This window comes from Nostoc sp. CALU 1950 (assembly GCF_051172895.1).
Classification (GTDB): Bacteria; Cyanobacteriota; Cyanobacteriia; order Cyanobacteriales; family Nostocaceae; genus Nostoc; species Nostoc edaphicum_A.
Genome location: NZ_JBDNJQ010000036.1, coordinates 1 through 23,110 on the forward strand (window position 1 = coordinate 1; position 23,110 = coordinate 23,110).

19 protein-coding genes are annotated in these 23,110 nt (G+C 41.4%); 13 read left to right on the forward strand and 6 right to left on the reverse strand.

Annotated elements, in window-relative coordinates:
* Positions 1–242: 242 nt before the first annotated feature.
* From ABF638_RS12510 to ABF638_RS12525, 4 genes are all read left to right on the forward strand, one after another.
* Positions 243–509, forward strand: coding sequence for a TM2 domain-containing protein (locus ABF638_RS12510; protein ID WP_435023025.1), 267 nt, complete (start codon positions 243–245; stop codon positions 507–509).
* A gap of 48 nt (positions 510–557) precedes the next feature.
* Positions 558–797 carry a DUF2752 domain-containing protein gene (locus tag ABF638_RS12515; RefSeq protein ID WP_435023026.1) on the forward strand — a complete coding sequence of 80 codons (240 nt, stop codon included), beginning with the start codon at positions 558–560 and terminating at the stop codon, positions 795–797.
* A 391-nt stretch (positions 798–1,188) separates the two neighbouring features.
* Positions 1,189–3,669, forward strand: coding sequence for a heavy metal translocating P-type ATPase (locus ABF638_RS12520; RefSeq protein ID WP_435023027.1), 2,481 nt, complete (start codon positions 1,189–1,191; stop codon positions 3,667–3,669).
* Between the two features lie 275 nt (positions 3,670–3,944).
* Positions 3,945–4,385 (forward strand): FHA domain-containing protein, encoded by a 441-nt coding sequence (locus tag ABF638_RS12525; protein ID WP_435023028.1) that lies wholly within the window; start codon positions 3,945–3,947, stop codon positions 4,383–4,385.
* Positions 4,386–4,457: 72 nt separating this feature from the next.
* On the opposite strand, the gene ABF638_RS12530 is transcribed toward ABF638_RS12525, so the two are convergent.
* Positions 4,458–4,805 (reverse strand): hypothetical protein, encoded by a 348-nt coding sequence (locus ABF638_RS12530; RefSeq protein WP_181928255.1) that lies wholly within the window; start codon positions 4,803–4,805, stop codon positions 4,458–4,460.
* Between the two features lie 330 nt (positions 4,806–5,135).
* Between ABF638_RS12530 and thyD the strand changes: the two genes are divergently transcribed.
* Positions 5,136–6,056: a thylakoid membrane protein ThyD gene (thyD, locus tag ABF638_RS12535; protein WP_435023029.1), complete on the forward strand. Its 921-nt coding sequence runs from the start codon at positions 5,136–5,138 to the stop codon at positions 6,054–6,056.
* 117 nt (positions 6,057–6,173) lie between these two features.
* Here thyD and ABF638_RS12540 read toward each other — a convergent pair whose 3' ends face one another.
* The 3 genes from ABF638_RS12540 to ABF638_RS12550 all read right to left on the reverse strand — a co-directional run bounded on the left by ABF638_RS12540 (position 6,174) and on the right by ABF638_RS12550 (position 7,445).
* A complete protein-coding gene (locus ABF638_RS12540) occupies positions 6,174–6,419 on the reverse strand; it encodes a hypothetical protein (RefSeq protein ID WP_181928257.1) in 246 nt (81 codons plus the stop codon).
* Between the two features lie 154 nt (positions 6,420–6,573).
* Positions 6,574–6,996 carry a tetratricopeptide repeat protein gene (locus ABF638_RS12545; RefSeq protein ID WP_435023030.1) on the reverse strand — a complete coding sequence of 141 codons (423 nt, stop codon included), beginning with the start codon at positions 6,994–6,996 and terminating at the stop codon, positions 6,574–6,576.
* A gap of 92 nt (positions 6,997–7,088) precedes the next feature.
* Positions 7,089–7,445: an iron-sulfur cluster assembly accessory protein gene (locus tag ABF638_RS12550; protein ID WP_069072802.1), complete on the reverse strand. Its 357-nt coding sequence runs from the start codon at positions 7,443–7,445 to the stop codon at positions 7,089–7,091.
* Positions 7,446–8,102: 657 nt separating this feature from the next.
* On the opposite strand from ABF638_RS12550, the gene ABF638_RS12555 reads away from it, so the two are divergent.
* The 4 genes from ABF638_RS12555 (at position 8,103) to ABF638_RS12570 (ending at position 14,210) form a co-directional block, all read left to right on the forward strand.
* Positions 8,103–9,731 carry a DUF6930 domain-containing protein gene (locus ABF638_RS12555; protein ID WP_435023031.1) on the forward strand — a complete coding sequence of 543 codons (1,629 nt, stop codon included), beginning with the start codon at positions 8,103–8,105 and terminating at the stop codon, positions 9,729–9,731.
* 2,041 nt (positions 9,732–11,772) lie between these two features.
* Entirely contained in the window at positions 11,773–11,937 is a 165-nt protein-coding gene (locus ABF638_RS12560; RefSeq protein WP_181928261.1) for a CopG family transcriptional regulator, read from the forward strand.
* A 280-nt stretch (positions 11,938–12,217) separates the two neighbouring features.
* Positions 12,218–13,657 (forward strand): 9,9'-di-cis-zeta-carotene desaturase, encoded by a 1,440-nt coding sequence (gene zds / locus ABF638_RS12565; protein WP_435023032.1) that lies wholly within the window; start codon positions 12,218–12,220, stop codon positions 13,655–13,657.
* 109 nt (positions 13,658–13,766) lie between these two features.
* A complete protein-coding gene (locus tag ABF638_RS12570) occupies positions 13,767–14,210 on the forward strand; it encodes an SRPBCC family protein (protein WP_181928263.1) in 444 nt (147 codons plus the stop codon).
* 148 nt (positions 14,211–14,358) lie between these two features.
* On the opposite strand, the gene mtnA is transcribed toward ABF638_RS12570, so the two are convergent.
* Complete coding sequence (gene mtnA, locus ABF638_RS12575; RefSeq protein ID WP_435023033.1) at positions 14,359–15,420, reverse strand: S-methyl-5-thioribose-1-phosphate isomerase; 1,062 nt, start codon at positions 15,418–15,420, stop codon at positions 14,359–14,361.
* A gap of 693 nt (positions 15,421–16,113) precedes the next feature.
* On the opposite strand from mtnA, the gene ABF638_RS12580 reads away from it, so the two are divergent.
* The 4 genes from ABF638_RS12580 (at position 16,114) to ABF638_RS12595 (ending at position 20,513) form a co-directional block, all read left to right on the forward strand.
* The gene (locus ABF638_RS12580) at positions 16,114–17,121 is read left to right on the forward strand and encodes a DUF2235 domain-containing protein (protein WP_435023034.1); all 1,008 of its coding nucleotides are present in this window, start codon (positions 16,114–16,116) and stop codon (positions 17,119–17,121) included.
* Positions 17,122–17,203: 82 nt separating this feature from the next.
* Positions 17,204–18,832, forward strand: a complete 1,629-nt coding sequence (locus ABF638_RS12585; RefSeq protein ID WP_435023035.1) for a peroxidase family protein — start codon at positions 17,204–17,206, stop codon at positions 18,830–18,832.
* A 137-nt stretch (positions 18,833–18,969) separates the two neighbouring features.
* The gene (locus ABF638_RS12590) at positions 18,970–20,151 is read left to right on the forward strand and encodes a catalase (protein ID WP_435023036.1); all 1,182 of its coding nucleotides are present in this window, start codon (positions 18,970–18,972) and stop codon (positions 20,149–20,151) included.
* Between the two features lie 38 nt (positions 20,152–20,189).
* Positions 20,190–20,513, forward strand: coding sequence for a hypothetical protein (locus tag ABF638_RS12595; RefSeq protein ID WP_435023037.1), 324 nt, complete (start codon positions 20,190–20,192; stop codon positions 20,511–20,513).
* Positions 20,514–20,593: 80 nt separating this feature from the next.
* On the opposite strand, the gene dxs is transcribed toward ABF638_RS12595, so the two are convergent.
* Entirely contained in the window at positions 20,594–22,501 is a 1,908-nt protein-coding gene (gene dxs, locus ABF638_RS12600; protein WP_435023038.1) for a 1-deoxy-D-xylulose-5-phosphate synthase, read from the reverse strand.
* Positions 22,502–23,110 lie beyond the last annotated feature (609 nt).

Here is a 23,110-nt window from a genome sequence, read left to right on the forward strand (position 1 = left end):
GAAGTCGGGGATCTGGACATCGCGCATTTTCACAACTCATTTAGGATTGCTATATCCTTTATTTCTTGTTAAGAGTTCCCTGCTCAAGTGAGTAAACTCTCCGAATACAACTAGATTTCCATATATCTTCTAAATTGGGTAAAATTTGACAATTTATTACTGCGAGAGATATGGAGATGCCAAGTAAGAATAATTACATTAAAATTGAGGCTGTCATTTATAGTTGAGGAGTATGACTCATAGTGTCTAATATCAACCCCAGTGATGCTAACAGCAAAAAAGTTGCAGCTGGCATCTGCGCTATCTTGTTAGGAGCTTTAGGTGTTCACAAGTTTATTCTTGGTTACAAGACTGAAGGTCTGATCATGCTGCTTGTTACCCTACTTACATTTGGTTTGGGTGGGGCAATAATGGGGATTATCGGTTTGGTTGAGGGTATCATCTACTTAACCAAGACTGATGAACAATTCCTCAATGCTTACATTGTCGAAAAGAAAGGCTGGTTTTGATTACCTGCCTCTGAAGTTTTGTTTGCCGTTTTAATTTAATGTTCATTGGTGTTTGAATTATCTCTTTATCTTTTTTCATCCCAAGGTAAATTAGTTCGCTGGGGTTTACTAGGATTTTCCTGTACACCCCTACTTGGTACTTATTTTTATCACCAAGGTTATAAAGTAAGATTCTTAGTTTGCCCAATACGGAATTTAACTGGAATTTCATGTCAAACTTGTGGCGTGACTTGCTCTTTTATGGCTATTTCCCAAGAAATTTGGTTCAAGCAGTGGCAGAAAATTTAAAATTTATTGTGTCTTTTGTACAGTATTTCTAAGTATTACTAGAAATTTTTTCTAAAAAATTCTCAATCCTACTTCTATGCCAACTATCAAACGTAAACAGCTAATGTGGATATTCTTCTTGTTGTTGGGCTTGGGCTATTTCAGCGCTATGTCTAATTTGGAAATTCACAATTTTTGGAAAAGCCTAATTGTACTCATGCCAATGCAGGTTGGAGCTATTGTTTATGTAACTTACCTACGATGGAGCCGTCAGTGACCCTCAGCAGAGTAGGATAAATTAAGAAATTTAATAGGGTTGACATACAGTCGTAGTTCCATATTTAGCCTACGCTCAAATTAGAGACGCTTTTAGTCAGGCGTTGAATTTCTGTAGCGAATCTAAACACTTGCCATGCAACTTGTCCCGAAAACTAAGCTAGCCCCAGAACTTGACCCAATCTTAGAGAAAATTATTCTCGATGTTGGGGGTATGAAGTGTGCCGGGTGTGTGAATGCAGTAGAGCGACAGCTAACTCAACATCCAGGAGTCAAGAGTGCTTGTGTGAACCTGGCCACAGAGGTAGCTGTTGTAGAGTCAGAAGTTGGTGCAGTAGATGCAGATGCACTGGCAGAGCGATTAACAGGGGTGGGATTCCCAACTCAACCCCGAAAAGCTAGCGGCACAATCGCAGGCGAAATATCTACCTTACCAGACCCAGCAGAACGACAACGCCGAGAAATGCGATCTTCTTTTAGGCAGTTGGCGATCGCTGCGGTATTGCTAATATTGTCGGGAAGTGGGCATTTTGGTAATCTTGGTAGCTCAGTGCTGCCAGTGCTGAATAACATCTGGTTTCACTGTGGATTGGCGACAGTGGCACTATTAATTCCCGGTCGCCCGATTTTAGTAGATGGTTGGCTGGGCTGGCGGCGAAATGCACCCAACATGAACACCCTGGTGGGATTAGGAACGCTGACAGCCTACATTGCTAGTTTAGTAGCGCTGCTCTTTCCCCAATTGGGTTGGGAGTGCTTCTTTGATGAACCAGTAATGATGCTGGGCTTTATTCTTTTGGGAAGGACATTAGAACAACAAGCTAGAGGTCGTGCCGCTGCGGCATTTAGGAAATTGCTAGCACTCCAACCACAAGTAGCGCGATTGATTGCCAACCCAGAGAAAGGAGGAGTGGGATCTTCTAGTGTGGAAATTCCCGCTGAACAAGTGCGTGTTGGTGAATGGTTACAAGTGCTGCCGGGTGATAAAATCCCCGTTGATGGTGAATTGATGGTTGGTCAAACAACGGTCGATGAATCAATGTTAACTGGGGAAGCCGTACCAGTAATTAAGCAACCAGGAGATACGGTGACAGGGGGCACACTAAACCAGTCAGGAGCGATCGCTATTCAGGCAACCCGTATTGGAAGTGATACAACTCTAGCTCAAATTGTCACCCTAGTAGAAGCCGCCCAAACTCGGAAAGCACCAGTACAAAAATTAGCAGATACGGTAGCTGGTTACTTTACCTACGGTGTACTGACAGCATCTATATTGACATTTGTCTTTTGGTACTTTTTCGGCACTCACATCTGGACTGATATCACCATGTCTGGTGGCATGGAAATGATGAGCCACGCTACACATGAAGCTCACCATTCCCAACTCCCCACTCCCCAATCCCCTTTATTAATTAGTTTAAAACTAGCGATCGCAGTTATGGTAGTCGCCTGTCCCTGTGCTTTGGGACTTGCCACCCCAACAGCCATTCTTGTCGGGACTGCTATGGGCGCAGAACGGGGTTTATTAATTAAAGGTGGCGACGTTTTAGAAAGAGTACACCAGTTAGACACCGTAGTATTTGATAAAACCGGCACTTTGACCACAGGTAATCCCATCGTCACAGATTGTCTGTTAATTGAGGGATTGGGAACTGAAAATTCCCAATCCCTAATCCAACTAGCAGCAGCCGTAGAAAGCGGTACTCACCACCCTCTAGCAAAAGCGATTCAGCAAGAAGCACAGCGGCAACAGTTATCTATTCCAGAGGCTGTGGATTTTCACACGGAAGCAGGATTAGGGGTGTCTGCTGTGGTGGAGGGCAAAGTTGTACTCTTGGGTAACTGGGACTGGTTGAGTTGGCACGGTATTTCAAGTAGTGAAACTGCACAACAGGTAGCACAGGATTTAGCAACAGATGGTAAAACAGTCGTTTGCGTAGCAGTTGGGGGAACTTTAGCCGGATTAATTGCTGTTTCTGATACCCTCAGACCAGATGCCCGTTCTACCGTAGACAAATTACGTCAGATGGGCTTACGGGTAATGTTGCTCAGTGGCGATCGCAAAGAAGCAGCTAGCGCTATAGCCAAACAACTAGGATTAGATAGCGCTGATGTAATAGCAGGTGTCCCCCCAGCCAAAAAAGCGGCGGCAATACAATCTCTCCAGTTAGAAGGGACAAGAGGACAAGGGGGAAAAGGAGACAAGCGGACAAAGAAAACTCCTAACTCCTCACTCAGCACTCAGCACTCAGTAGTCGCAATGGTAGGAGATGGAATCAACGATGCTCCAGCTTTATCCCAAGCAGATGTAGGAATTGCTTTACACTCAGGGACAGATGTGGCGATGGAAACTGCTGAAATTATCCTAATGCGCGATCGCTTAAATGATGTCGTCGAATCTATTCGGCTTAGTCGCGCCACCTTCAACAAAATCCGCCAAAATTTATTCTGGGCTTTTGCATATAATACTGTTGGCATTCCTTTAGCAGCAGGTGTTTTGTTCCCTAGTCTGGGTTTTGTCCTTAACCCATCTGGTGCAGCGGCACTAATGGCTTTTAGCTCTGTTAGCGTCGTCACAAACTCAATATTATTAAGGCGATTAGCTCATCACTCGTAGAATAGTCTTTTACAGGTAAATTTCCAAGCACAAATCTTGGTTATTCCCATATAAAGTTAAACTGAGTCGTATTCAGTTTTTACGCAGCCCAAAAAGCTTCTTAAGACACTTACCAAAGCTATCATAGCTACTGGAGTAGAACGGATATGTTCTACTCTTTCAAGGTATCATGCAATTTTAAAGCTTATTTAGACCGGCACCACAGACTTATGGTGCGCGAAAATGACAGGATACGATACTAAAAAATCTTAAATTACAGTTTCACAAATTTGTCAATGGCAGCAGAAACCAATGAAAACCATCTACTGATTATTGAAGACGATCAAGGTCGCAAAGAATTTTCTCTGGAGCAACCCGTCTACTCTATTGGTAGAGATCGCGAATGTAATATCCGTTTGATGTCGCAGTTTGTCTCCCGACGCCATGCCACATTAGTGAGATTGCCACGAGAGCATAATAGTCATAGCTACTATTACCGGATTGTAGATGGCGATGCTAAAGGTAAGTCTAGTTCTAACGGTTTAATGATTAATGGACGCAAGATACCATCTCACGATCTCAGAAATGAAGACGAGATCGTTTTTGGCCCTCAAGTACGTGCCATTTATTACCTTTTAAGAAACACTCAGCGTTTGGGACAAACGGATTCGAGCGAGTACGATATTACACTAATAAACCCCGGTATGGCCGAGGATTTAGAGGATATAGAAGACTGAATTATAACTACCAATCAAAGTCTGACATTCCCACAGCTTCAAGCTGTGGGAGTGTCAATTCAACCACCAAAGCTATCCTGCAAGACTTTCAATCAAATGCCAATGGCGGCTATTTTCAATAGCCTGCTTGATGAATTCAAACATTTGTCGGCAGTAATTATCTAGTTGGAGTGGTAGTTCTTCATTTTTAAGCACAATACTCATCCGGGTTTCTGCTTCAGTAGATTTTGATTTATCAATCAGTACTTCTACTGTTACCAATTTAGGAAAAGGAACATTGCCAGGAACCTCACGAGCGATAATGTAATCGGCCGTATTGTATTGAATATCCAACTGACAGTCCTGTAGAAGTTCTACAAGTAACGGCAACAGATGGTCACTAGGAACAGAAACAATAAATGAACAGGTATAGCGAGCCATAATAGCCCCACGCCTTGCAACACTCCGTCCATCCTATAATACCGAAGTATCTAAACGGAAAGTCATTATAAAAGCAAAGTTTTTGAGTTTTGAGGTTAGGCATTACCAAGATATACAGTTTACCCAATTTTATAAATAGTCTTAGGCGGCTCATAATCCTGTGACAGAGCGAAAAGTCAGAGCGCTGGTAACCAACGCTCCATTAGCGAAAAGGACAAAATATATTTTCTTCGTCCTGCCTCCTAACTCCTACCTCTTGCCCTCTGCCTTCTTTGGTAAGCTGAAAGTTTGATCAAAAACTTTACAATAAAGGTTTGGCTGAGGTAGAAAATGAAAGTCGCAATTACTGGAGCAACAGGATTTGTTGGTAGCCGTTTGGTACAACGACTCCACGGAAAAGGTCACAAAATAGTAGTATTAACTCGGAACACCACCTTTGCTCAAAAGGTTTTTCCATCTGAGGCTTTCCCCAATCTAGAAATTGTTGCCTATACACCAAATGCATCTGGTTCTTGGCAAAGTGTCATTGCGAGTTGTGATGGCGTAGTTAATTTGGCAGGAGAACCTATTGGTGAAGGACGCTGGACACCAGAACGAAAACAAGAAATCCTCAATAGCCGGAAGTTTGGTACACAAAAAGTAGTTGAAGCAATAGCCAACGCTAACCCCAAACCAACTGTGTTAATTAATGCTTCAGCCATTGGCTACTACGGCACCAGTGAAACGGCAATCTTCGATGAAACAAATCTATCTGGTAACGATTTTCTTGCCCAAGTCTGCCAAGCCTGGGAAGCTGAAGCGAGAAAGGTAACAGATGCTGGTGTCCGGCTGGTAATTCTACGTTTTGGGATTGTTCTGGGCAATGGTGGTGCTTTAGGTAAAATGATTCCGCCTTTCAAACTCTTCGCTGGTGGGCCTATTGGTAGTGGTCGGCAGTGGTTCTCATGGATTCACGTAGACGATTTAGTTAGCCTGATTCTGGAAGCTTTAACTAAACCGGAAATAGAAGGCGTATATAATGCAACCGCCCCTAAACCAGTTCGGATGGCAGATTTAAGCCAAACTTTGGGACAAGTCATGAATCGCCCTTCTTGGTTGCCTGTTCCTGCTTTTGCGATCGAAGCCCTTTTAGGAGACGGGGCTATAGTAGTTTTAGAAGGTCAGCAAGTCATCCCAAAACGCACGTTAGAAACAGGTTTTGAGTACAAATATCCTAATTTGCAATCAGCATTAACACAAATTCTTAATTAAAAGGGAGTGGGGAGTGGGGATTGGGGATTGGGGATTGGGCATTTAAAAACTTTTCCCTGTTCCCTGTTCCCTGTTCCCTATTCCCCAATCCCCAGTCCCTAGTCCCCAGTCTCTTGACTATTGACTAGAGAGAAATTTCCTGGAAACCCAACTGATAATACCGCTGAGAATAGCACCGCCCATGAGGATACCAATTGCTGGGTTAAACACAGGTTGCCACAGTTGATGCCACAAATCCAAACCCAGGTTTATTCCCACAGCATCACCGATCGCAGCGATCGCTAACCAGCCAAAGCCAAACAAAACCAAAAAAACATCTGCGACTAAAACCATGTTTAGCCAATTTAACAATTTATCTTTCATGATTGAATTGGGGAATGGGGAATGGGGAATGGGGAATGGGGAATGGGGATTGGGGATTGGGGATTGGGGATTGGGGAATGGGAAGAGACAACTTAGAGACTTACTTCAATAAATTTCCCCTAATCCCTAGTCCCTAGTCCCCAGTCCCCAATCATCATTCTTCAAACAGCCAATTTTTGACTTTTGTCAAACTCTGCCAATCTGGTTTTCTACTTAAACCGTCTTCAATACTATTTTTTATTTCATCACTCCATTCTTCATTGACAAATATCAACTGCTGTGCTATGTCAATGTGTTCTCGCAAACCTTTTTGACCCGTTTCCAGCATTGCTAAGGCGAGATTGATTCTAGCTTGTGGATCTTGTGGGTTTAACTTGACAGCCTTCTGTGCGGCTTTGTATGCCAAGTTGGGTTTGCTATCGAGTAGATACAACCACGCTAAACAAATCCAAGCAGCACTAGTTTTAGGAGCGCGATCGCATACTTCTTTAAACACAGGGATTAAAGATTCTACTGATTCTCCAGCTTTATAGCGTTCTAAACCTGTATCAAACAGGGATTCAACTGTATTAGTCATTTGTCATTAGTCATTGGTCATTAGTCATTAGTCATTAGTCATTGGTCATTTGTAAAGGACAAAAGACAAAGGACAAATGACAAATGACAATATTACACCCCAAATGACTTACCGCAACCACAAGTTTGGCTGGCATTGGGGTTAGTAAATTGGAAGCCACCGCCAATCATGGCATCGCTATAATCGAGCATTAAACCGTAGAGATATAACAGGCTCTTGCGATCGCTGACAATTTTGAAGCCATCATAGTCAAAAACTTCATCCTGAGGGGTGATCTTGCTAGTGTCTTCAAAGTCCATCATGTAAGACATCCCAGAACAGCCACCCTGACGGACTCCTACCCGTAAGCAGAAGTCTGTGCCTTGCTTGTCCCGGAGGGATTTTACCTGCTTCAATGCGGCTTCGCTCAAGAGAATTCCGCGTTGTTGAGCCTGAATTGCTTGTGTCATCTGCTTTTTCAACTCCTTAATTTAGTTTAAGCTTTACCCTATATCAGCTTGTTAATGCCTGTAGGTTGCCCTTGGTGTTTTTGTATTCATTCTAGCGGCTTAGATGCCGCTAGATGCCAAATTGTAAATACTCCGTTAAAAGCAGCCAAAAATTTTTATTCTAGAATTGAGAGACTCAGTGTGTTTATAGGAGAAGGCAGGAGGCAGAAGGCAGGAGGCAGGAGGAAATAATTATGAATGAAAATTTTAGTTCTCGGTATAAGATTCAGTTTAAAAAGATGAATTGTATTGAGACATATAGCAGGAGATACATTCGTAGCCGATCTGGTCTTCTCCATTGGCGTCTCGCCTTCTTCTACAGGGAAGTAAGCTACGCGCAGTGTCTCCTAGAGAGGGTCTAGGATGCATTCCAAGTGGATTGATTATTTGGCCTCGTCCTCCACAGCCTAAGTCTCACGCTTTTAAATATGGGTTCCTCCTGTCTCCTGCCTCCTGCCTCCTGCCTCCTGCCTCCTGCCTCCTAAAATAGTTGGTATTTTTTAAGTTCAAGCCTTATGGCAACCTGAAAAGCAACCACCTTCAGGTGCAGCCATAAAAATTTAATCTGAGGCTAGCTATCCCCCAAAGTTTACTTCCAAATTGCTTCTTTTGATCTCTATGACAAGTTTTAATCGCTCTACCAGTCGTCGGTTGAAAAAATTAACTCAAATTCCTTCTGTATGGGAGGGCGATCGCCGTCCGTTGTCATCACCAAACCAGTTCTCAGACTCAGAGGCAAAGGGAGAATGCATTCTTTGGGTAGATTACTCCCAAGGTGTTGTTCGAGGAATGGACGTGGTAGCTTCAGATATTGGCCCAGAAGCAATTGTTCGCACCTTAATGCAAGCAATGGAGCATCCTCAGAGTCCGGCAAGACCTGCCAGACCCCAAAGAATTGTAGTCAAAGACCGCGAGATCCAATTTTACCTGCGGGGAGTGCTACAAGATTTAGATATTGCCATTGATTACGCACCAGAACTGCCTTTAATTGACGAACTATTTCGTGGATTTGCCGACATCCTCGATAGTCAAACCCCCGACTTACCCCCACAGTATGCACAAATCTTGCGAGAGAAGGCATTTGCAATTTGGCAAGCCGCACCTTGGGAATTTTTGGAAGAACAGCAAATTTTATCCATTGAGATTAATAAGTGGGATGTTGGCACACTCTACGCCTCAATCATGGGAATGCTGGGAATGGAGTATGGGATTTTGTTTTATCGCTCAGAAGAGTCTTTAAAACAGTTTCGTGCCGCAGTTTTAAGAGATGAAGAATCAACGGAGCATCTAGAAGAAGCGTTCCTTAAGCAAGATTGCCTGTTTCTCACTTTTGAGACTGCTGATGAAGCTGATGAAGATGAGGATGAAGAAGATGATTTGGCCGATCTGCCATTATCAGAAATTGACCCCACCTTCGGTAACATCCACCCCTTAGAAGGACTGCGTTCTGTTTTATATGACGAAGAAGCATTGGTAATATTGGTTGCGATCGAAAGCCTGATCCGCTTTATTCGCGATCACCGTCGCCCGCTTCATGAAGACATCTTCCCTACCCTCAGCCGTCGCTATCGGATTGCTCTGCCACAGTCGGAAGAATCAACTAAATCTGTGCCTGTGACAGTCTCTACCATGCCGCAGTTAGCAGCAGAATTAGAGGAAATGGCAGGTTTTGGTGTCGATGATCAAGAGATTGACAACCCTAATTTCCAATCATTGCAAGATGACTTGATACCAGAAGATTCCTTCCTTAGCTTAGGTGTGGTGTCTTGGGAAATGTTGGAACACCTGCGTAAGGGAGTCAGCTACCATCCGGCTGGTGAAATCAAACACGTGGGTGATGGTTTGCCGGTGATTTTAATTCAAACTTCTCGACCCAAGGCGAAGACTGTAATTGAAAGAATTGAAACAGCAGGTGGATTGAGAGCTATTTGCTTTAATCCAGGTGCCGATCCCTTCGATGGCGATCGCTACGACCTGGGTTTATTACAAACTCAAAATGGCGAATTGTTCCTATTCGGTGAATTTTTAGACGAAGATCCGATTCATGTAGAAGCTCGAAAGAAATGGAATCAACGGTGTAAAAATACTAAGGGCTACTGTGGCTTAATCATTGCCAAAGGATTAACGGGAGCTTCCCGTGGCAATCCTCAGTTACGAGATATGATGGCTTTGTTTGAAGCGCGATCGCTTTCACCAAAAGATTTAGGTATTGGCACTCTCCAACTGATGCCCCAACTTAAACTTTGAATAGTTGCACCAATTCCTGCAATCCTTAATCTCAAATTATGGGTATGAGAGATTAAGTCAATGTGTATTTGATTTACATGTTGAAACTGCACTTGGGAGGGGAAAAGGGAAAGGCTTTACCTTTTAAAATTTACCCCTCTTTTTTTACCTAGTGGTGTTGAGTGAAGTAAAAGTACTCAGGATTATCGCATTTGTAGATACTTTATCTCTTGGAAGTGGTCTTTTAACCAGAGTTATACCAAATTAAAAAATGTTTAGACGAATAACCCCATCCGCACGACGCGCATCCTCCCAAAGTAAGGGTAGGGTTGGGGAAGCGTATTATCTTTGTGTTGCATTCTTTTGTCAAATTGGTATTAGTAGTCCGTCAAAATGAATTTGACGGTTAGAGAGATGCGATAAATCGCCGTCTCTACAGGGAATTTATCCATATACACTTATAGCGGTTCCCACTCAGATGCGGTAAAAATTATATCGCAAGGTGTAGGGGCAACTCATGAATTGCCCCTACGGGTGTACCTCACGTGAACGAGAACCGCTATACCTATCGGAGCCAGATAACGAGGAAGGTGAAGGAGTTAGGTTTTTGATTATTGAAACGGTGTTTTAGGCGACCAATGGTTAGAAGTTAACTTTACCTAAATTTCATGAAGTACCTATATTTTCATCGTTTTCCAGTTATTTTACTGGAATGTTTTCAGTATAAATAACTACGGAGTCCTGAAAAAATATCTGCAAAGTTTGGTTTAATCAAACCTCGCTGACACTCTTAGATATCGGAATCTTTTTTTTTAGAAGTTTTGGAGTTTAGCATCTTGTTATATATCAATATCATTAAGCAAAGGTTCAAATGTATATCTTTTTCTTTGTAATTTTTTTATAAAGGATAAAAATGAGATTATTTAGTCTCTAAATGAAGATTATTTAAAGTGCGTAAATAATGGCTATAATAAACACACCAGCAAAAAAGATTGAAATATACAATTATTTTTATAGGTATACTTACCAAATACAAAATGCTTGTAAATCAATACTTTTTTGCCGATAATTTATCTCTTGGTTTAAATCTAAGAAGAAGGTTTATTGTCCAATTTTTAGCTAGATAATTGGCTAAAAATGATTTTTTTAACCTCTAGATAGATGAATACAAACAATGGAAAAAATCTCTGGGTTGAAGTCAAACTATATCGCTAGAGGGAAGATAAAAAATAGTTAAAATTTCATCGTATCTTTACGGGAAGTTTAGTGTAAAAGCATGAAACAAAACTAAAATATTATTATCGGCAACAGTCAAGTAACATCATATCTATTTACGGGCTAATTCATCTGTGTGAAATTACAGATAATGATGTAAAATTTTACCAATATTCTGGGCTATTGACACCCAGTAAACTGAGTCTTATCCTCTTTTTTCTGGTTACTATATTGGCACGTAAAAGCAATGAGCTTGATCGAGGTAAGCCAAAAATCATAACCGTTCAAATAGCTCTTAACTTATTGGGTGCAGTAATGGGTGCAGATGGGTGTTTGTTATGGAGCGATCGCTCATTTGCCTACTTCATAGGGGATTATTCACGATCTACAAATACCACTCTAACCTGCCTGTAAGGTAGCATTTCAGCATAATAATGATTCTGAAAGCTTTATTTTATGGTGTTGTAGCAGATGTTCTCTCTAAGTGGGTTTGGCGAACTTGCTTAAGAAATAAGGTCAAATGCTTTCAATGGAGAATAACTTTGGAAATCTTAATTGAGTCAACATTAGGTGTCTCAATTCATCTATCAAATTTTATTCTCAGGCTTTACTCATGCTGTTAGTAGGGTTATTATCTTCACAAGCAACAATGTGCTTTTTCTGCTGTCACAATCGTAACCAATAAAGTGTAGTTTTTTGATTTGTTTAGAAAATGATGAATTCTTTGACAAAACGAACATTTTTAATATTAATGATATGACTTGTTTCCTGAGACAAACTCTGATAATCTTATCGGTTCCCTCTTTACTTAGACTCTTTCGACAATCTAAAATATACAGCAGATAGCATGATAATGACAAATAAAAAATGGGCCGTTAAACGTATAACAGTCAATCTGGCAACACAAGAAGCGGAAAAACTGGAAAAATATTGCCAACAAACAGGTAGACCCGCAACCGACGTGATTCGTGAACTGATTAGAAGTTTGCCTGTCTCCGACGACAGCAAATAAGTAAAAAGATGCTTTAACTACTCATCCAGATAACTGCTTTGCCACCAAAAAATAGCTATGATACTTTTTTGAGTCTGCCGCTATGGACTAGAGTTTGTCTAGCTGATGCAGACGCGAGAAAAACGCGTCTGGTCATTTATTCGGGACTAAAAGAAGCAAACAAAAAGGTTTTAGTATCGACATTGCCATCCCTTAATATGCTGGTGAAGTTGATATTAAGTAGCAAATTCCGACACCAACCCAGTTACAATCTGTAAAGAAACTGAAAAGGAACGACGGAATGCGCGTTGCAATCGTAGGTGCGGGACTGGCTGGACTAGCAACCGCAGTAGATCTAGCTGATGCTGGTTGTGAAGTAGAGATTTTTGAGTCTCGTCCGTTTGTGGGTGGTAAAGTTGGCAGTTGGGTTGATGGAGATGGCAACCATCTAGAAATGGGGTTGCATGTATTTTTCGGGTGCTACTACCAACTTTTTGACTTGATGAAAAAAGTGGGGGTGTTAGAAAACTTACGCCTCAAAGAACATACCCACACTTTTATTAATAAAGGGGGGCGCACCGGTGCTTTGGATTTTCGCTTCCTCACAGGTGCGCCTTTCAATGGCTTAAAGGCATTTTTTACAACTTCTCAACTATCGTTGCAGGATAAACTGCAAAATGCGATCGCTTTGGGTACTAGTCCGATAGTTCGCGGATTGGTAGACTTTAATGGGGCGATGAAAACCATCCGCAATTTAGATAAAGTTAGCTTTGCCGACTGGTTCCGCAGTCACGGTGGGAGCAATGGCAGCATTAAGCGTATGTGGAACCCGATTGCCTATGCATTGGGATTTATTGATTGCGAAAATATGTCTGCCCGTTGTATGTTAACCATATTTCAGCTATTTGCAGTTAGAACTGAAGCTTCAGTTTTGCGAATGCTAGAAGGTTCTCCATCTGAATATTTACACAAGCCCATTCTGGAATATCTGGAAGCTAGAGGCACCAAAATTTACACGCGCCGACAAGTTCGGGAAATTCAGTTTACAGAGTCAGACGAACAAACCCGCGTCACTAGTATAGTAGTTGCCCAAGGTGATGCCGTAGAAAATATCACCGCTGATGCTTACGTTTTTGCCTGTGATGTTCCAGGAATTCAACGCATCCTACCCCACGAGTGGCGTAAGTGGTCTGAATTTGACAATATTTACAAACTGGATGCAGTGCCAGTGGCTACAGTGCAGTTACGCTTCGATGGTTGGGTAACAGAACTGAACAATGGAGAGGAACGTAAACAGCTAAATCATGCGGCTGGAATTGATAATTTACTTTACACAGCCGATGCTGACTTTTCTTGTTTTGCCGATTTGGCGTTGACTAGCCCTGCTGATTATTATCGCCCAGGACAGGGGTCTTTGTTACAACTAGTGCTGACACCGGGAGATCCGTTTATTGCACAAAGTAATGAAGCGATCGCACAGCATGTCCTCAAGCAAGTTCATGAACTGTTTCCCTCGTCGCGGGAACTAAATATGACTTGGTACAGCGTGGTAAAACTTGCCCAGTCTCTCTACCGAGAAGCGCCAGGGATGGATGCGTACCGTCCCAACCAAAAAACACCAGTGGATAATTTCTTCCTTGCAGGGAGTTATACTCAGCAAGACTACATCGACAGCATGGAAGGAGCCACTATTTCTGGACGGCGTGCGGCCAAGGTGATTTTGGAGAGTTTGAAGAATTGATATAGACACGGAGTGGCTTGCCACAGGTTACCGCGTTCGCGTTCGCGGCCCGTACTCCTGCAAAAAATCAAGCTACGCAAAGCGTCTCGTACAGAAGGAAAAAGAGATCATGTCAGATTGGTTAGAGCATACTGTGCAGGTAGAAGTAGAAGTTCCTATAGATTTAGTATGGAGCCTCTGGTCTGATTTAGAGCAAATGCCTCGGTGGATGAAATGGATTGATTCGGTGAAAATTCCGCCAGATAATCCAGATATATCTCTTTGGAAATTAAAAACTGGCAGTCTAGAATTTAATTGGCAATCCCGAATTCTTAAAGTTATTCCCAATCAAATTATCCAATGGGAATCGATTGATGGTTTGCCCAATCAAGGAGCAATTCGTTTTTACGATCGCCACAATAGTAGCATTGTTAAAATGACAATTTCCTACGCCATCCCCGGCATTATTGGCAAAATTATGGATAACTTATTTTTGGGACGGATAGTTGAATCGACGATTCAAGCTGATTTGGAAAGGTTTAAAGAATATGCGCTGAATGTTAAAGCTAATTGATACAGGATTGATATTAATACTTGTCGGTTAGGGGGAAAAGGGGAATGGGAAAGGGGAAAGAAAAAACTTTTAACCCAAACCCAGTAACCTTTTCCCCAAACTAAATTCCAGTTTACAATTCAAAATTCCAGCAGTATTGGGATTGATGTTAGGCTACTTGCTGTGGCTGAGATTTCACTAATTCTCCAGGAGAAAATACTCCATTCTCTGTAATGATTGCTGTAATCAACTCAGCCGGAGTGACATCAAAAGCTGGGTTGTAAAAATCTACACCCGCAGGTGTGAGAATGGTATCACCAACTTGATAGATTTCGGTTGGTTCACGTTCTTCAATAGGAATTTTGCTACCATCGGCTAATTCAAAATCAACGGTGGAAAGGGGTGCAGCCACAAAGAAGGGTATATTATGTGCTTTAGCTGCGATCGCTACACTATATGTACCAATTTTATTGGCAGTGTCACCATTAGCGGCAATTCGATCAGCACCCACAACTACAGCATGAATCAAACCTTGTTTCATGCAATGGGCTGCCATATTATCAGTAATTAATGTCACAGGAATACCTTCTTGGACACATTCCCAAGTGGTGAGTTTTGCGCCTTGTAAGCGGGGACGGGTTTCATCGGCAAATAAACGCTCCAAACGTCCTTCCCTCCAAGCAGAACGCACAACACCCAAGGCTGTACCATAACCAGCAGTAGCTAGTGCCCCAGCATTGCAGTGAGTAAGCAGCGTCAGCTTTTCTGGGGTAGTGGGCAAGACTGTCAAACCATTGTCACCAATTGCTTGACAGGTTTGCAAATCTTCAGCGTTAATAGCTTGGGCTGTTTGGAACAGGGTTTGCTTGATGTCTTCTACTGTTTCCAGAGTTTCGTAGGCGGCTTTCATCATCCGGCTAATTGCCCAAAATAAATTTACCGCTGTTGGACGAGTAGAACGCAACAACTGGGCTACTTTATCTAAGTTTTGCAGAAATTCGTGGCGATCGCTTGTTTCAATTTCCCTTGCACCAAGATACATACCATATGCAGCAGCCACACCAATTGCAGGCGCACCCCGTACAATCATCGTTTTAATCGCCCGCGCCATATCTTCACTGCGGTGAATTTCCACAAATGTATATTCGTTGGGTAAGCGAGTTTGGTCAATTAGTGACACTGAGTTGTTGTGCCAAATAACGGGATAAACCTGGTTTGGGGAAGGTGTCATAGAAAAAAATAGTTAGTAGATGGGCATCAAATACTTAACTGGCGCAACAGATTTGCCAGAAGTATCATAGCTTTACTTAAGTATTTAATAAAAAAAATTTGTTATGTATTTTTTTACTCTAATATTGCTCCTAAATGTAGCTTGCTTCTCGTTCGCGTAGCGTATCCGACGCGAAAAGTGTACCCCATTGAATACCTTAACTGGCAGGGAAAATTTTTCACAAAGAGCTAAAACTTGCCTATGCCGTAATTGATGGTGATCAAACCAAAGGAGAAAGAGGAAACTACACGATACAACTTGTTAGATTTAACTCCAGTTGCTCTATTTAAATTTTTGTTACATAATGATAAGCTTTTCTGTTTACTTACTAGTAATGTAGCGATTTATTTCCTAATTATTTTCTGGCGATCGGTATAATTTCTCTTCATTGACGCTGCGATCGCCTTAATAAAATATTCTTATACTGAAAATTTAATCATTTTACTGCTTAACTGTCTTAACTGTCCTTGCATTCTCATTAAGAAAGTGAGAGGATGTCGATGTTAATTTCAAGCAATTTTTTGCTAAAGCATTTATTTATCAAACTAGACATGTATTGATATATGAAATGCCTTTGGTTTGGCTCTATACCAAACCTATATTTTAATAAAAAGTTGATTTAATTCCTCAAAGGAAAGGCTTTGAAATAGAAGTATGAAACGTCTTGTTATTTGCTGTGATGGAACTTGGCAACAGTTAACGAGTCTTTATCCAAGCAATGTAGTTAAGTTAGCTCAATCGGTGAAATCAATCGCTAGTGACGGGGTTGCACAGATCGTATTTTATGACGAAGGCGTTGGAACCGAGGGTCAAAAAGTTTTAGGGGGAGCTACCGGACTAGGAATCGATAGAAATATAGAAGATGGCTACCGATTTCTTAGTCTCAATTATGTTCCTGGTGACGAAATCTATCTGTTCGGCTTCAGTCGCGGTGCTTACACAGTTAGGAGCCTAGCAGGTATGATTTATTGCTCCGGTCTTCTAAACCGCCCCCATATCACCAAAGCACATGATGCTTATGAGCTTTACCGTAAACGAGGTATTAAACCCAAAGATAAGGAAGCTGTGGAATACCGTCAAACTTATGGCGATCGCGTCCCGATCACCTTGCTCGGTTGCTTTGATACCGTTGGCGCCCTTGGTATTCCTGGACTACCCGCCTTTAGCAAATTGAGCGAGCAACTGAATAAGCGGTACAGATTCCATGACACTACTTTAAACAAATGTATTCAGAATGCATTGCACGCGGTGGCGATCGATGAAATCCGCGAAATCTTTGATGTCACCCCCATGAAAAAGCATCCTGAGGCTGAAAACCAGCGAGTAATTCAAAAGTGGTTTCCAGGTGTACATGGTTGCGTTGGCGGTGGAACCGAAGAACACAGTGGATTATCAGATGCTGCCCTACAGTGGATGATTGATTCCATCGGTGTACTAGGATTAGGGCTTGACTTCGATACAAGTGTGATTCCAACAGGCATTAATCCCAATTATGAATGTGACTTTAAGAACAATGTTGGATTCTTTAAGTTGGCAGGAATCAAGTTTCGTGATGTCAGCGATGTTATTGAAGACCTTCATGAAAGTGCGATCTACCGTTTGAAAAGTCGCAAGGACTATCGACCCAAGAATCTACAAAAGATTATTTCCAAACTGAAATAGCCTGGGCAAATTTGGTTAATTGAAGTAGAGAACATTCGGGTGCATTGAATACAAAATTGCCAAAAAGAAGGTAAAAATAATTATGACTGGAAAAAGAGATACATCCAAAGATGGGTTAGGTAACAAACTTCAAACATTAGTTTTAACAAACTTTAAACCGATTTGGAAACTTCTGCAAAGTAACAAATCTATTGCACGGAAAGTTAATAAAACTTTGCTTAATAGTCTCATCTATAAAATTCCGACTCGTCCTAATCCCTACAGTATGATGACTCTAGATGAGCATATTCCTGATACTAAAATTCCTAAGAAAACTGATACTTATACTTCCTGGGAATCACTCAACGATCGCACTTATACAGGACGACATCTACCACCCAATCCTAAGTTAAACGCTCCGGGTAATCTACCCAAAGTTGAAGACCTGGCTATTTTATTTCGTAAAAGAGATGGTAAAACCATTTATTCTGCCAAATCAACCATGCTGTTTCCCTATTGGGTACAGTGGTTTACAGATAGCTTTCTTCGCCTTGATCACTACAATAAACTAAAAAATACTTCCAACCATGAAATTGATTTGTGTAATGTTTATGGTTTAACCAGAAAACAAACACATCTTTTAAGAACCTTTGAAGGAGGTAAATTAAAGACTCAGAAACTCAAACGCCAAGATGGTGTAGAAGAAGAATATCCATTATTTTATTATGCTGATGCAGCACAAGATAAAGTTAAGCCTGAATTTGACGGACTTTATCAACCACTTAATGATGAAAAAAGACAGCCCGTAGATAAAAAACAATATATGTTTGCGATGGGAGTAGAACGAGCCAATGTACAAATTGGCTATGTAATGCTCAATACTCTATGTCTTCGGGAACATAATCGTCTTTGTGATGAATTAGCAAGCAATTATCCCGATTGGGATGATGAACGCCTATTTCAAACATCAAGAAATATTCTCATGGCGATTATTCTAAAAATCATTATGGAGGAGTACATTAACCACATAACTCCTTATCACTTTAAGTTGTTTGCTGATCCTGAAGCTTTTACAAAGGAAAGCTGGCATCGTCCCAATTATATGGCAATTGAGTTTGACTTTGTTTATCGCTGGCATAGTGCGATTCCAGAAACATTTACCTATAACGGTAAACCTACCCATATTGCTACATCTCTTTGGAACAATAAAATGTTTATTGACCAAGGTTTAGGGGCATTGATGGAAGAAACTTGTTCTCAAGCAGGTACAAAAATTGGTTTATTTAACACCCCTGATATATTGGTTGAGTTAACTGAATTACCCTCAATAAAACTGGGACGAAAGCTGCAATTAGCAAGCTACAATGATTATCGGGAAATGTGCGGTTTCCCCAGAGTCACGACCTTTGAACAAGTTACTGGCGATGAATTTGCTCAACAGAAACTCAAAGAATTATATGGTCATGTTGATAATATTGAGTTCTTTGTAGGGCTTTACGCCGAGGATGGGCGAAAAAATTCAACTATCCCTCCACTAGTAGCACGCTTAATTGGGATTGATGCCTTTTCTCAGGCGCTAACTAATCCTTTACTATCACCCAATATCTTCAATAAAGAGACTTTTTCTCCTGTAGGTTGGGAAATTCTTCAAAATACCAACACTGTCTCCGATTTAGTTAATCGCAACGTTCCTTCATCAGATAGAAAGTACAAAGTTAGTTTTGACCTTTAAGAGATTTTAATATCGTATTTTGTAGGGTAAGTTATAGCAAATTTTAACGTACCCTACGAATAGCGATGCCTAGGTTGGGCTGCGCCTACGCAGCTTCAAATAACCTCAATTGATTATTTAGTTCTACCTTTAGAAAAATGAAGCTATTTACCGAATATCCAGAAAAAGACGAAGCCAAATATTGCGCTCTCATGAGTGAGCTAGTCAAAAAGAATATGGAAAATCTTTACGGAGGTAAGAAGAAAAAAACTGCAAAGAGAGATACTCACGCTAAAACCCATGCTGCTGTTCAAGGAACTTTAGAAATCTTTGATTTTGATGAAGCAGCAATTAAGCAGGACTTAAGCAAATGCACCTCATTAACTGAAGCTCAATTTAGAGCTATTTCCCTAAAACAAGGTTTATTTGCCAAACCGAAACAATATCCGGTTTGGCTACGATTTGCAAGTGGTGCGTTTTCAGTAAAGAATGATTATGAAGGAGATACGCGCTCCATGTCCGTAAAAGTGATGGACGTAGAAGGAGAACGACTACCGCAAAGTCACGAGTTAAAAACCCAAGATATTATTGTCCACAATACCGAACTCTTTTTTGTTAGAAACATCAAAGACTTCTACAGCTTTTTTTTAGCGGTTTATCGAGCAGGGCTGTTTCCGCTTTTTAAGCTGTTGGTGCTTTTATGGCTAAAGTTGCATCCCTACGAATCTACTCTTTTACAAACCAGTTTCAAACGGTTTCCCAAGAGTTTGCTCACAGAACGTTATTGGAGTGCTTCAGCGTATTCTTTGGGACTCAAATCTGATTTTGACCCATCCCAACCAGGTCGAATTCCCGTGGAATATCCGGTTGTGATTAAATATGCATTTACTCCAGTTTCCAGTCAACCACCTCATCAACAACTTCTTCTCGAATCTAGACCAGAAAGTGAGCTTCAGCGTGCCAAAGCGTCAGGTTCAGAGGACAACTACTACCGAGAGGATATCATTCAAGCTTTAGCAAAGCCTGATGCTGAATATAGTTGGGACTTTCAAATCCAATTTCAAACTAGCCCAGAAATGTCCATTGATGATAGCACCATTGTTTGGAATGAAGAGGAATCACCCTTCATTACAGTTGGTCGCCTAACAGTTAAGCATCAGAAGGTTAATTCTGCCAAAGAAGATGACTTTGGAGAAAATCTCAGTTTTTCTCCTGGGAATGGTCTAGCAGTCCATCGTCCTGTCGGTGCGATCAATCGGTTACGCAACATTGTTTATCCTATCGTTGCTAATGACCGTCATCAAAAACGAGGAGTCAAATACCAGGAACCAACTGTTTGATTTTTCGCAATAATTATTAACTATAAATAGGTGAAAAAATGACCCAAAAAATCATTTACGGAACAGTTTCTGAAGACGGAACAAAACAAAGTGGACAAGGGTTTGAAGTTCAATCAACGGATACAGGAACTTATATAATTACTTTCCTAGAACCTTTTATTGAACCTCCCAGCATAGTAGCTACTTTGAAGGATTGGGGTGCTGATAATCAAATCATTGTTAAAGATATAACCCCAAGCAAGGCTCAAGTTAATATCTGGGATTTGGGAATTAAGCAACAATCAGGTGCAGGTTCTCCAGAACTGGCAGTTACGAAAGAAAAGTCTGCTTTTAATTTTATTGCGATTGGTGAAGGTAGTTAAGTAAGAAAGTTTTCCTAAATTTGATGCGATCGCCCACACCTGAGTCACAAGTGTGGGCGATTCATTCTACAAAGGATTAACTAAACCACAGCAGATACTTGCTGCTTAAAGAAAGCTTCCAAGACTCTCTCTGCTATTTGATGACTTGTTAGACCTAGTTCTGTTTTAGATTCATTGGGTTCAGCATGATCTACTAACACATCTGGGACACCGAATCGCTTCACAGGAACTAGAATCTCTGCATCCATTAAAGCTTCTGCGATCGCACTACCAAAGCCACCCATCACACAGCCTTCCTCTAAGGTGACAACCCGGCCGATTTTCTTCGCTAAAGGCAAAATCAACTCGGTATCCAGAGGCTTCACAAAACGGGCATTAATTACAGTTGCTTCAATGCCGTGTTCGCTGAGAATTTCAGCAGCTTGCATTCCTGGATACACCATTGTGCCATAAGCAACAATTAACACGTCATCGCCTGTACGCAGGATCTCACCTTTGCCGATTTCCAAAGGTTCCCAACCTTCTTCCATCAACGGGACGCCGTAGCCATTACCACGCGGATAGCGCATGGCGATGGGGCCACTGGTATGATTAACACCAGTTACTACCATGCGTTGCAGTTCTGCTTCGTCTTTGGGTGCCATGATTGCTATGTTGGGAATGCAACGCAGATAGGCAATGTCATACATACCTTGGTGGGTGGGGCCATCAGATCCGACAATTCCTGCCCGATCCAAGCAGAAGAACACTGGCAGGTTTTGGATGCAGACATCATGAATTATCTGGTCGTAAGCACGTTGCAGGAAGGTGGAATAAATAGCCGCAACGGGGCGCATTCCTTCGGTTGCAAGTCCTGCTGCTAGGGTGATTGCATGTTGTTCAGCAATGCCGACATCAACATATTGATTGGGCAATTTTGCCTGAAGTTTATCTAAGCCTGTCCCCGTTGCCATCGCCGCAGTAATGCCGACGATTTTTGGGTTTTGTTCGGCAAGTTTCACCAGAGTGTGAGAAAAAACTTTGGCATAAGCCGGGGGTTTGGGTTTACTGGAAGGAATAGCTTTACCAGTTGCTACGTTGAAGGGGCTTTGGGCGTGGTAGCCAACTTGATCTAGTTCGGCAATTTCATAGCCTTTGCCCTTGATTGTTGCTACATGTACCAAAACTGGGCCTTGTATCTGATGTGCCTGTTGGAAGGTGGCAATCAATTCTTCAAGATTATGACCATCCACTGGCCCAATATAGGTAAAGCCGAGTTCTTCAAAAACTGCACCTACCTTGGGAACAGCCAAGCGTTTCATACTTTCTTTGATGCGTCCGAGTTCAGGAGACAAAGATTCACCCACGAAGGGAATTTGCTTAAATTGTTCCTCAAGATTATCTTTAATAAATTGCACCGGTTGGCTGAGACGCATTTTGTTCAGATAGCGGGGAATTGCGCCAACGTTGCGAGATATAGACATGTCGTTGTCGTTGAGAACAACCAACAAGTTAGTTTTCGGCATGTGTCCAGCATGGTTGATGGCCTCTAAAGCCATACCCCCAGTCAGCGCCCCATCGCCAATAACAGCAACAGCTTTAAATTTTTCGCCTTTCAAGTCTCGCGCCAAAGCCATGCCCAATGCCGCTGAAATACTTGTAGAAGCGTGTCCAGCCCCAAAGTGATCAAACTTGTTCTCACCACGTTTGAGATAACCCGCAACTCCGTCTTTTTGTCTGAGGGTGTGGAAGCTATCGTAACGTCCTGTAAGCAGTTTATGGGGATAAGCCTGGTGTCCTACATCCCAAATCACTTTATCTCGATCTAAGTCCAGTGTCTGGTAAAGTCCTAGTGTTAATTCGACAACACCCAACCCTGGCCCCAAGTGTCCACCATTAACCGCTACTGTTTGGAGATGCTTATCTCGAATCTGACGGGCAATCTGTTGCAGTTGGCGAACAGATAAACCGTGCAACTGATTAGGATGGGTGATTTCGCTCAGATGCATATTATAGGGTTTTCCTCTCTAACTTCTAGTCTCGGTATTTTGATTTTCCCACGGTCGGGTTGTCCACAGAATCAAACTCTTACATTGTTACTAAGTTGTTGTGGAAAGTATAATTTCGTAATTGATAATGGCGAAAAATTTGTTAACCATTAACAATTCGTCAAATGATGTTGCAATCAGTTAAGGTTATAACACGTTTGTCAATAAGTAATGCTACTTAAAAACAGTCTTTAATCCGTATAGAAAAACAAGTTTTTCAGGAGTAATTTGCGGAAATTTCCTAATCATGTTCTTCGATTTTACCTTTTAAGGTTAGTAAAAAAGAAAGTTAAATATTTTATTTCTAACTATATATCTAGCATATTTACTGGTAAATATTTAACAATTGTTTATTCTGCTATTTGGTAACATCAGATAATTTTATCAGCGATCGCTAGTTCATACGGACACAATGAATATGTATGTAAAAATACTCACTTATTTTATCTAACTTCAGTATTTATTTAGTAAATTAATTTTCTTATGTTTCGTTAAGAGTCTCTGACTGAAAATGAGGTTTTAATCACAATCCCCTCTATTGGTGTTATTTACGTAACCTTAGACTTTCCT

Coding starts and splice junctions, on each gene's coding strand:
- ABF638_RS12585 (WP_435023035.1), top strand. CDS start 17,204: ATGACTGGAAAAAGAGATACATCCAAAGATGGGTTAGGTAACAAACTT.
- thyD (WP_435023029.1), top strand. CDS start 5,136: ATGAAAGTCGCAATTACTGGAGCAACAGGATTTGTTGGTAGCCGTTTG.
- mtnA (WP_435023033.1), bottom strand. CDS start 15,420: ATGACACCTTCCCCAAACCAGGTTTATCCCGTTATTTGGCACAACAAC.
- ABF638_RS12570 (WP_181928263.1), top strand. CDS start 13,767: ATGTCAGATTGGTTAGAGCATACTGTGCAGGTAGAAGTAGAAGTTCCT.
- dxs (WP_435023038.1), bottom strand. CDS start 22,501: ATGCATCTGAGCGAAATCACCCATCCTAATCAGTTGCACGGTTTATCT.
- ABF638_RS12555 (WP_435023031.1), top strand. CDS start 8,103: ATGACAAGTTTTAATCGCTCTACCAGTCGTCGGTTGAAAAAATTAACT.
- ABF638_RS12530 (WP_181928255.1), bottom strand. CDS start 4,805: ATGGCTCGCTATACCTGTTCATTTATTGTTTCTGTTCCTAGTGACCAT.
- ABF638_RS12540 (WP_181928257.1), bottom strand. CDS start 6,419: ATGAAAGATAAATTGTTAAATTGGCTAAACATGGTTTTAGTCGCAGAT.
- ABF638_RS12545 (WP_435023030.1), bottom strand. CDS start 6,996: ATGACTAATACAGTTGAATCCCTGTTTGATACAGGTTTAGAACGCTAT.
- ABF638_RS12580 (WP_435023034.1), top strand. CDS start 16,114: ATGAAACGTCTTGTTATTTGCTGTGATGGAACTTGGCAACAGTTAACG.
- ABF638_RS12550 (WP_069072802.1), bottom strand. CDS start 7,445: ATGACACAAGCAATTCAGGCTCAACAACGCGGAATTCTCTTGAGCGAA.
- ABF638_RS12590 (WP_435023036.1), top strand. CDS start 18,970: ATGAAGCTATTTACCGAATATCCAGAAAAAGACGAAGCCAAATATTGC.
- ABF638_RS12520 (WP_435023027.1), top strand. CDS start 1,189: ATGCAACTTGTCCCGAAAACTAAGCTAGCCCCAGAACTTGACCCAATC.
- ABF638_RS12525 (WP_435023028.1), top strand. CDS start 3,945: ATGGCAGCAGAAACCAATGAAAACCATCTACTGATTATTGAAGACGAT.
- ABF638_RS12560 (WP_181928261.1), top strand. CDS start 11,773: ATGATAATGACAAATAAAAAATGGGCCGTTAAACGTATAACAGTCAAT.
- ABF638_RS12595 (WP_435023037.1), top strand. CDS start 20,190: ATGACCCAAAAAATCATTTACGGAACAGTTTCTGAAGACGGAACAAAA.
- zds (WP_435023032.1), top strand. CDS start 12,218: ATGCGCGTTGCAATCGTAGGTGCGGGACTGGCTGGACTAGCAACCGCA.